12 protein-coding genes and 3 pseudogenes are annotated in these 7,915 nt (G+C 38.3%); 8 read left to right on the plus strand and 7 right to left on the minus strand.

The genetic code is table 11. From position 1 onward, the window contains the following. Nucleotides 1-115: 115 nt before the first annotated feature. A complete protein-coding gene (locus EWV84_RS19505; RefSeq protein ID WP_287079481.1) occupies nucleotides 116-1,156 on the minus strand; it encodes a DNA cytosine methyltransferase in 1,041 nt (346 codons plus the stop codon). 300 nt (nucleotides 1,157-1,456) lie between these two features. Between EWV84_RS19505 and EWV84_RS19510 the strand changes: the two genes are divergently transcribed. Continuing rightward, nucleotides 1,457-2,494, plus strand: a complete 1,038-nt coding sequence (locus EWV84_RS19510) for a fatty acid desaturase (RefSeq protein ID WP_287079483.1) — start codon at nucleotides 1,457-1,459, stop codon at nucleotides 2,492-2,494. Nucleotides 2,495-2,739: 245 nt separating this feature from the next. On the opposite strand, the gene EWV84_RS19515 is transcribed toward EWV84_RS19510, so the two are convergent. Continuing rightward, on the minus strand, nucleotides 2,740-3,015 hold the full coding sequence (locus tag EWV84_RS19515; protein WP_323801820.1) for a nucleotidyltransferase family protein: 276 nt from the start codon (nucleotides 3,013-3,015) through the stop codon (nucleotides 2,740-2,742). A gap of 228 nt (nucleotides 3,016-3,243) precedes the next feature. Between EWV84_RS19515 and EWV84_RS19520 the strand changes: the two genes are divergently transcribed. From EWV84_RS19520 to EWV84_RS19530, 4 genes and pseudogenes are all read left to right on the plus strand, one after another. After that, complete coding sequence (locus EWV84_RS19520; RefSeq protein ID WP_287079486.1) at nucleotides 3,244-3,489, plus strand: UPF0175 family protein; 246 nt, start codon at nucleotides 3,244-3,246, stop codon at nucleotides 3,487-3,489. Beyond that, nucleotides 3,486-3,560, plus strand: a pseudogene (locus EWV84_RS22960) (DUF3368 domain-containing protein); the annotation flags it as partial. The gene EWV84_RS19520 and the pseudogene EWV84_RS22960, both read left to right, overlap by 4 nt. 334 nt (nucleotides 3,561-3,894) lie before the next feature. Further along, nucleotides 3,895-4,155: a type II toxin-antitoxin system Phd/YefM family antitoxin gene (locus EWV84_RS19525; RefSeq protein WP_002736246.1), complete on the plus strand. Its 261-nt coding sequence runs from the start codon at nucleotides 3,895-3,897 to the stop codon at nucleotides 4,153-4,155. Beyond that, nucleotides 4,148-4,414, plus strand: coding sequence for a Txe/YoeB family addiction module toxin (locus EWV84_RS19530; protein WP_287079488.1), 267 nt, complete (start codon nucleotides 4,148-4,150; stop codon nucleotides 4,412-4,414). Before EWV84_RS19525 ends, EWV84_RS19530 begins: the two co-directional genes overlap by 8 nt. A gap of 200 nt (nucleotides 4,415-4,614) precedes the next feature. Here EWV84_RS19530 and EWV84_RS19535 read toward each other — a convergent pair whose 3' ends face one another. The 4 genes and pseudogenes from EWV84_RS19535 to EWV84_RS19550 form a co-directional block, all read right to left on the minus strand. Further along, nucleotides 4,615-4,917: a type II toxin-antitoxin system RelE/ParE family toxin gene (locus EWV84_RS19535; RefSeq protein WP_287079490.1), complete on the minus strand. Its 303-nt coding sequence runs from the start codon at nucleotides 4,915-4,917 to the stop codon at nucleotides 4,615-4,617. Further along, on the minus strand, nucleotides 4,914-5,144 hold the full coding sequence (locus EWV84_RS19540; RefSeq protein WP_287079492.1) for an addiction module protein: 231 nt from the start codon (nucleotides 5,142-5,144) through the stop codon (nucleotides 4,914-4,916). Before EWV84_RS19540 ends, EWV84_RS19535 begins: the two co-directional genes overlap by 4 nt. Before the next feature lie 161 nt (nucleotides 5,145-5,305). Further along, nucleotides 5,306-5,401: pseudogene (locus EWV84_RS19545) on the minus strand (PEP-CTERM sorting domain-containing protein); the annotation flags it as partial. Between the two features lie 91 nt (nucleotides 5,402-5,492). Beyond that, a complete protein-coding gene (locus tag EWV84_RS19550; RefSeq protein WP_287079494.1) occupies nucleotides 5,493-6,176 on the minus strand; it encodes a hypothetical protein in 684 nt (227 codons plus the stop codon). A 192-nt stretch (nucleotides 6,177-6,368) separates the two neighbouring features. Between EWV84_RS19550 and EWV84_RS19555 the strand changes: the two genes are divergently transcribed. The 3 genes from EWV84_RS19555 (at nucleotide 6,369) to EWV84_RS19565 (ending at nucleotide 7,395) form a co-directional block, all read left to right on the plus strand. Then, complete coding sequence (locus EWV84_RS19555; RefSeq protein WP_287079495.1) at nucleotides 6,369-6,608, plus strand: hypothetical protein; 240 nt, start codon at nucleotides 6,369-6,371, stop codon at nucleotides 6,606-6,608. A 132-nt stretch (nucleotides 6,609-6,740) separates the two neighbouring features. Then, on the plus strand, nucleotides 6,741-7,064 hold the full coding sequence (locus EWV84_RS19560) for a DUF4164 domain-containing protein (protein WP_287079496.1): 324 nt from the start codon (nucleotides 6,741-6,743) through the stop codon (nucleotides 7,062-7,064). Between the two features lie 82 nt (nucleotides 7,065-7,146). After that, nucleotides 7,147-7,395: a DUF4164 domain-containing protein gene (locus EWV84_RS19565; protein ID WP_287079497.1), complete on the plus strand. Its 249-nt coding sequence runs from the start codon at nucleotides 7,147-7,149 to the stop codon at nucleotides 7,393-7,395. A gap of 301 nt (nucleotides 7,396-7,696) precedes the next feature. Here the strand turns inward: EWV84_RS19565 and EWV84_RS19570 are convergent. Continuing rightward, nucleotides 7,697-7,915: pseudogene (locus EWV84_RS19570) on the minus strand (helix-turn-helix domain-containing protein); the annotation flags it as partial.

A 7,915-nucleotide genomic window follows, 5' to 3' on the forward strand; every position in this document is an offset into this window, starting at 1 on the left:
TCAGGGAAAAAGTCCCTGAATTTTCCCCCTGATCACTCCCATGCCTGGTACTTTTTGATTGACAAAAAGTCTAAAAGTCTTACCCAACAAGGTTTTTAGATTTATTCAGCAGACCCTAATTAAGTGATTTAGTAATATTTATACCAATATGTTTAATGACTGGGGGACAGACAGCGTTAGAAAGTTGTTTAATAGCAGCGGTGCGAGAAACAGGAAAATAATAATCATCGGGAAATCCCATTAATCTTTTTATTTCTAAGAGACTTAAATGTCTTCTTTCCTTGCTATACACTGGAATCATGGCGCCACCACCGCTAACACTAACCGCAAAAGTAGGAAAGGGTTTTTGGATAGAAATTGCTCGGATGCCACTAGATCTCATTTGATAAATACAATTATCATAATCTACATTAACACTTGACCTTTCAATACTTATTCTTGTTTTTGGCAGTTGAAAAGATAATTGTTCGGCAGTAATTCTGCCAGCGTAATAATCAATATACTGCTGCCATTTTTCCGATATGGGAATTGAATAATCCCCCGAAACAATAATTTTATCAATACCGACTTCTGCATGGCAAGGTTGGGGAAATTGAAAGTTTTTAATTCCTAAATCCTTTCGGAAAGCCAATAAAAAAAAGCGAGGTCTTGATTGAGGAATTTGGAAATATTTACTATCGATAACTGCATAAAAAGCCAGATAATTTATTTCTTTTAACTGGATTAATATATCTTTTAATGTCTGCCCTTGATTTAAGCGCAGGATATTACTAACATTTTCAAGAAAGATCACTTTAGGCTTTTTTTCATGGCAAATTCTGATAATTTCCTGAATAGCTAGTCCGCGACTGTCTTGAAACCCTTTTTTTTGTCCTGCTCTGGAAAATGGCTGACAGGGAAATCCCCCACAAAAAACCTCAAAATCGGGAATTAAACTAGGAATTAAAGCTTCAACATCTTGCGGTTTTATCGATTCATGAAAATTGTGATTGTAGGTTTTCACACAATCTGGGTTATTTTCGTTGCTAAAAACACATTGCCAACCGATTTGTTCAAGACCGAGACGAAAGCCACCAATTCCCGCATAAAAATCGGCAAAAGTCAAGCAACTATGGGTAAAATTTTTGTTAGCTGGACGAATAGGTAACTGGTTCATAATATTGATTGAATAACCGAGAGTCTTATCTATTTTCTCAGATATTATTGTACTAGATGCCCAAGGGGACAGACGGACAGACAGGGGGAGAATCTGATTAACTTTCCCTAGGGGCTTTTGTTAAGTTACATTAAGCCCTACAATAAAATTCTGGTGAGTTAGACGAAATTCGCTCGATCGCTCGGTCTTATCCGCTCCTAGCTGAGATAGAGAAAAGATAGCGCATCGAGAAACAAAAAAACTTGAGCTACTCAAGCTTTCGTCAATACTGCCCTGTCATCTATCTTGAGTTATAACCTAGTGTCCCAAACCCTACCTAAACCCTCCCTAAAAAGAGAATTTTTGCCATTTACCCTACAGGATGTCCGTCTAGCTATCCCGGCCCGTTGCTTCCAATCAAGCGTTTTTCGCTCTTTAGCCTACTTTTTTTTTGATATTGGCATCATTACCCTACTTTACTGGATAACTTACCAGATTAATCAAGCATGGTTCTTCCCCCTTTTTTGGTTTATGCAGGGAACCATGTTTTGGGCCTTATTTGTCGTCGGTCACGATTGCGGTCACGGTTCCTTTTCCCGTTATCGTTGGTTAAATAACTTAATCGGTCATCTCAGTCATACTCCCATTCTCGTACCTTTCCACGGTTGGCGCATCAGTCATCGCACCCATCACGCTAATACCGGCAATATCGACACCGATGAAAGTTGGTATCCCGTCACGGAAACCCAGTATAACAATATGGCTTGGTACGAAAAATTAGCTCGTTTTCAGCTAATTTTATTTGTTTATCCCCTTTATCTTTTCCGTCGTTCCCCTAATAAACAGGGATCCCATTTTATGCCCGAAAGCCCCCTCTTTCGCCCCTCGGAACGGTGGCAGGTACTGACTAGCACCGTTTGCTGTACCTTTATGTTAGGTCTATTAATCGGGGTGGGTATCAGCTACGGCTTTTGGTTTCTGTTTAACTACTACATCATGCCCTATATCGTCTTTGTGGTTTGGTTGGACTTGGTGACATTCCTACACCACACTGAAGATGATATTCCCTGGTATCGCGGTCAAGACTGGTACTTTCTCAAAGGGGCGCTTTCTACCATCGATCGCGATTATGGCATCTTTAATCCCATCCATCACCAAATTGGTACTCACGTCGCCCATCATATTTTTATCACTATTCCCCACTATCATCTCCAAGAAGCAACCGAGGCCATCCGTCCCGTCTTAGGAGACTATTATCGCCTCTCGAAAGAACCGATTTTCAAATCTCTCTGGCGGTCCTACCGCAATTGTCATTTTGTCAGTGACCAAGGCAGTAAGATTTTTTACCGCAAAAATTGATCCTGTCTTAGATATCAGGAGGAAACGGCAGCAAAATCTGCCTCCTCCTCTCACACCGAGAATAGTTGCCAAAACTGGGGGTAAAGTCTTTGTCTTTATTTGATTCATTGGCAAAGGATGAAGATTCAGCCGTAGGTTGGGTTGAGCTATCATTATTGATCAGGTATTACCAATCGGCTCAAAAGGCGAAACCCAACCTATCGAGTTTTACTTTACTTGCAAGAAATCTCTAAATTCCCGTTGCGTCATACATAAATAACCTCCGATAAAATTCTTTCTCTCCTTCTTCCTTTTAAGCCATTTTTACTGATAACATCCGCTTTTAGCTTAAGTAAATCACTTACATAATATTCCAGATCTACTAAATCTAGTAAACTAGGCGGTTCTGTATAATCTATCAGAATATTAACTTCACTATTTTCCTGCACTTCTCCTTTTACATAATCTCCAAAAATACCTAATTCACTGACATAATACTTTTCTTTTACTAAGGACTTAACCTGACCTAAAATCGCTTTAATTTCTTATAAATTTTTCATGATGCTCACCTTCTAAGATAACGGAAAAGACTTCTACCCTACTGATCAAAATTTTATTTCCTGTATCTGTATTGTAGCAGCTATCGGATAAACCATCCTCCCTGAAATTATGGGAATTGAGAGAGTTATGCCAAAAATACACCCTCAACTGACTAAATGAAGGAGGTTATAATATTATTCCAATAGGAAGGGATAGATAGGTTTATAGCCATGAGTATTGATATCTCCGATGAAATTCTCAGTGCCACACGCAGGACTGAAGCTGAGATGAGGCAGGAAATTGCGGTTATGCTCTTTCAAAAAGAGAAGCTCACCCTTGCTCAAGCGAGTCGATTTGCCGGAATGAATCGTATTGCTTTTCAACACCTACTGGCAAGTCGTCAAATTCCAGTACACTACGATGTCGAAGATTTTGAACAGGATATTAAGAACTTGCGGGAGATGGGAAGATTGTGATTATTGTCAGTGATACATCGCCTATCAACAATCTTGCAGCTATTAATCAACTTTATCTACTACAACAACTTTAGGAAATAGTTTTTATTCCCGAAGCAGTTTATCGAGAATTAATTGAAGATAGATTTTGTCTTTGATCCCCCCTACTCCCCTTAATAAGGAGGCTCTGACAAATTTTAACACCTACCTACTTAGTGCTTTACTCAATCCCCTAGGAACACCCAGAATAGTAATCAATCAGTCAATGTACCATGCTCCAGAGCAAGGCAACTTATCAAGAATTGGCAACGAGAATAAGTAAAAAGAAATTTGACAAATATTTAGAAAAGGTGCTATTATGCTGAATAATACTTGACTTGTGTTAAGATTGGTTGCGCTCTTGTTGTTAATTTAAGGGATAGTTACATGAAAATTGTTACTGTTACTGAAGCCAAAGAACAAATTGATGAATTAGTGAATGATACCAATGATAATCATCAACCGATTTTGTTATCTGGTACGAAAAAAAATGCTATTTTAATCGCTGAGGAAGATTGGAACTCTATTCAAGAAACGCTTTATTTGTATTCTATTCCTGGTATGGTAGATTCAATTATTGAAGGTGGCAACACTTCTATTGAAGATTGTGTGGATGAGGCGGGTATCAGAGCAATTTTAAATGGATAATTGGCAGTTGGTTTTTACCAAACAAGCGAAAAAAGATGCTGAAAAGCTGGCTCGTACTGGGTGGGCAAAACAAGCTAACGAGTTATTAAATATTCTTAAGTCAAATCCCTATCAATCTTATCCTGTTTATGAGAAACTCAGTGGCGATTTAGCGAGCTATTATTCCCGACGTATTAATATTCAGCATCGTTTGGTTTATCAGGTTATTCCAGAAGAGAAGGTTGTCAAAGTTATCCGGATGTGTACTCATTATGAATAACCCCTCTTATTTATTTTACACTGGTAACATTATAGAATGAAAATGATTGATTTGGATTGTAAAAATAAATTCCCTAAAATAAGCCCACTCAAGATAACATGAAGGGGCATTTATGGTATTTTTAGAGGCAATTTAGCCTACTTTTGTGGGTTCCTTTTCGGTGGATTTGGATGGTTTTAGTTTACGTTTGAGTATCTCCATTATTCTAAATTTCGCTTTTTCCAGTAATCAGGTTTACGTTTTCCATGTGCGATCGCAACCAGCCAGATAAATGCTTCAAATTCTACATAAAAAATGATGTAAGGAAAACGGCGAATGACATAACGGCTTACCCCTTCGATAGTATGGTCTGTTCCCAGATTAGGGTTAATTTTAATTTTTTCGAGAACTTGTTCAATTTCAGATAGCAAATCTAGCCCTAATCCTATCTTTTGCTTCTCATAATATTGAATAGCATTGTCAAGTTCTCCTGTTGCTTCACTGTGAATAATAACCGGTTTCACGAATATTTCTCTCGTAATTCCAATAATACTTTTTCTGATGGTTCACCATTGGCTGTTCCAGCATAAATTTCGGCTAATCTTTCAGTTAATTCTCTATCCCAAGCATCTAAAACATTGTCATCTACACCTTCATCTAAAGAATGGATGAGAAAGTAAGCGAGTTCAGCGCGATCTTGCACAGGAAGTTGAGCAAGTTCTATTTTGAGGGTTTCTGCTGTTTTAGTCATCTTGAAAGCATCTATAACCAGTCATCTTAGATTGTAGCAGCTCTCGGCTCGCAAGATAAACCATACTCCTTAAAATCATGGAAATTCAGAGAGTTATGCAAAAAATACCCCCCTCAACTGACTGAATGAAGGGGTAATTTGTCGTATTTTTGCTGGGCAATTTAGCCTACTTTTGTGGTTTCTTTTTCGGCTGATTTGGATGGCTTCAATTTGCGCTTGAGGGTTGAGGCTGCGCCGAGAGTACCGAGTACGGGGAGCATCTCACCTTTGTAACCCCTAAATCAGGTTTTATGTCAAGCTATTTTGAAAGCCTTGCTAGAAACCAGTTTTAGGGACAATTATAATTACTCACTTGCATAAATGAGATGCTCCCGAGAGTACAGAGTACAGAGTACCAAGCGCGAGGAAGCCTAAAGTAGAAGTGGGTTCGGGGACGATTTTAGGGTCTATAGGGATTTGTCTTGACTTTTCTTGTCCACCAAAAATAAAATTGCCATGGGCAAAAATAAATCCGAAACTTGAAGAAGTAGTTCTATTTTCTGATAATGGACTAGGCACAAAATCTTGTAAAGTAAGATTCAAAGATGTTTTAGGAGGACTGCCAAGAGAAATTGTCTCGAAAAAAAGTCCCCTGTCAATCAATGCTCCTATTTTAGCTGTTGTTCCTGGCCATTGGGTACTTTTTGCAAAGACAGTTTGCTCAGGATTTACACTTCCCTTACCACTGCCAAAAAAAGCTTTTTTATCTTGAGCATCATCAGCAAGGGCGATTAGTACATAGGCTGTATTTGTTCCTCTATCTGTAAAATCAGCTTCAGCTAAACTGGTATCTTGAGTTAAACCAGGTAAGTTTAATGCCCCTTTTAAAATGTCTGTAAAAACATTAGCTGCTACATTAAGAAGAAAATCTATACCTTTTCCTTGAATAGCACCTTTAGGAGTAAAAGTTGCTGCAACTGCCTGGCAGTTAATGGAAAATAAAACAATTGAAAAACTTAAGAGTACAGTGAAAGAACGATTTTTAATTTTCATTTGAACTTTATAATCTTTTATTAGGAGACACAACCACAATACACACTACCCCGCCCGCACAGTATCCTAAGCTACAATTTAATAAATCTTTATATTTCTTTCCCTAACTATCCCTTGCCTTCCGCCCTAAACCGATTAAGCTCCAACTAGCTGATAGACTAGGGATACCAGCTTTCATTTTGGAGTGAGAGAGTGGTTGAGTTAACCGATTCCCAAATTGATCAAGAAATTGGCAAGATTGTCAGACGTTGGGTTTCTACGTTCTACGTTCTTTTAATAGCTGAAAAAATGCCAGATACTAGAAATACAAAATCCCCATCCAAACAACTCCTAGAAATTGCTAAAATAGGACTAGAGAAAGCGATAGAAACCGATGAAGCCACAGCAACAAATTGGCTCAATGAGCAACTAGAAGCCTTAAGTATTGACTGATTAAAATTAAGCTAAGATAGCTTAGGTATCCTGTCGTTTCCAAGATTAACTTAATCATAGTTAATCTTGACAATCAAGCGATCGCTCGTATAAAATTAAATTAGTATCATTGGCAAATCAGGAGACAGAAACATGACGGCTTTCACCGAATCGGATATTAAAGAACTGAAAGACTTAATGATTGTTTTACAACAGGAGATTCAAAAATTACAAATAGGACAAGTAGAAATACAACGAGACATCAAAAGGATAGCGATAGGTCAAGCAGAAATCAAAGCCAAATTTGGAGAATTTGAGAAGCGAGTTGATGAACGGATGGGATCATTAGAAAAGCGTGTAGATGACATTAGTACCCGTCTCAATATTATGACTATTGGCTTTTTGAGTATTGTCGGAGTCATGGTAGCTGGAATGCTAGGAATTTTAGGAAAGGTGGTCTTTTTTCCCAATCCCTGATCACCTCTAAATTGAATTAATAAGCAAGCGATCACTCCTATAAAATTAAATTAGTATCATTGGCAAATCGGGAGATAGAAACATGACTGCTTTCACCGAATCGGATATTAAAGAACTCAAAGATTTGATTATCGGACTTAAAGAAGACATCAAAAGGATAGAGATAGGTCAAGCAGAAATCAAAGCAAAGGTTGAAGGACTAGATAAGCGAGTTAATGATATTAACAGTCGCCTCAATATTATGACTGTTGGCTTCTTAAGTATTGTTGGAGTAATGACAACTGGAATCTCAGGAATTATTGGTAAGGTTGTCTTTTTTCCCAATCCCTGATAAGTTCCAAATTGAATTGATAAGCAAGCGATCGCTTGCTTAAGATTAAATAGTTTTCCCCAACCTTAGATATAACAAAAACCCTCTGTGTCTGGTGTAGTTTTTATTTCTGTCACTATAGACAGAGCTATAGCTTTGACATCCTCACCGCCGTAAAACGGACGGTGATTCCCAAACCTCACGATTTAGGTTTCTGCTTCTTTCCCTTGCGGGGTTTCGCACCTGCCTTAACAGATTTACTCTGTTCTGGTCTTCACAGTCTGGACAGTCCCACTCTCGAACATTTAACGGCATTTTCTCAGCTTACTTCATTGAGAAAGTCTAATTCTTCTTGCTTTTTCCAATCGGTTAGCATTGAAGAAGTTTGAGCATATCCTACTCTTTCTTGTCTTTCGTACCAAGCTTGTGTTCTGAGATGGAGAGCTTTATTGTAAACTAATCTTACACAGCCCAAGGTGCGCCGCAATAGCGACTCTTGTTCTGGTGTGGGGTAAAATCGAAACCAATAGGCTTTTTCCAT

This window comes from Microcystis sp. M_QC_C_20170808_M3Col (genome assembly GCF_007095505.1).
Lineage (GTDB): Bacteria > Cyanobacteriota > Cyanobacteriia > Cyanobacteriales > Microcystaceae > Microcystis.

Excerpts from the sequence above, each read along its gene's own strand:
- EWV84_RS19565 (WP_287079497.1), top strand. The coding sequence starts at position 7,147 with ATGACTGCTTTCACCGAATCGGATATTAAAGAACTCAAAGATTTGATT.
- EWV84_RS19550 (WP_287079494.1), bottom strand. The coding sequence starts at position 6,176 with ATGAAAATTAAAAATCGTTCTTTCACTGTACTCTTAAGTTTTTCAATT.
- EWV84_RS19525 (WP_002736246.1), top strand. The coding sequence starts at position 3,895 with ATGAAAATTGTTACTGTTACTGAAGCCAAAGAACAAATTGATGAATTA.
- EWV84_RS19520 (WP_287079486.1), top strand. The coding sequence starts at position 3,244 with ATGAGTATTGATATCTCCGATGAAATTCTCAGTGCCACACGCAGGACT.
- EWV84_RS19530 (WP_287079488.1), top strand. The coding sequence starts at position 4,148 with ATGGATAATTGGCAGTTGGTTTTTACCAAACAAGCGAAAAAAGATGCT.
- EWV84_RS19505 (WP_287079481.1), bottom strand. The coding sequence starts at position 1,156 with ATGAACCAGTTACCTATTCGTCCAGCTAACAAAAATTTTACCCATAGT.
- EWV84_RS19540 (WP_287079492.1), bottom strand. The coding sequence starts at position 5,144 with ATGACTAAAACAGCAGAAACCCTCAAAATAGAACTTGCTCAACTTCCT.
- EWV84_RS19560 (WP_287079496.1), top strand. The coding sequence starts at position 6,741 with ATGACGGCTTTCACCGAATCGGATATTAAAGAACTGAAAGACTTAATG.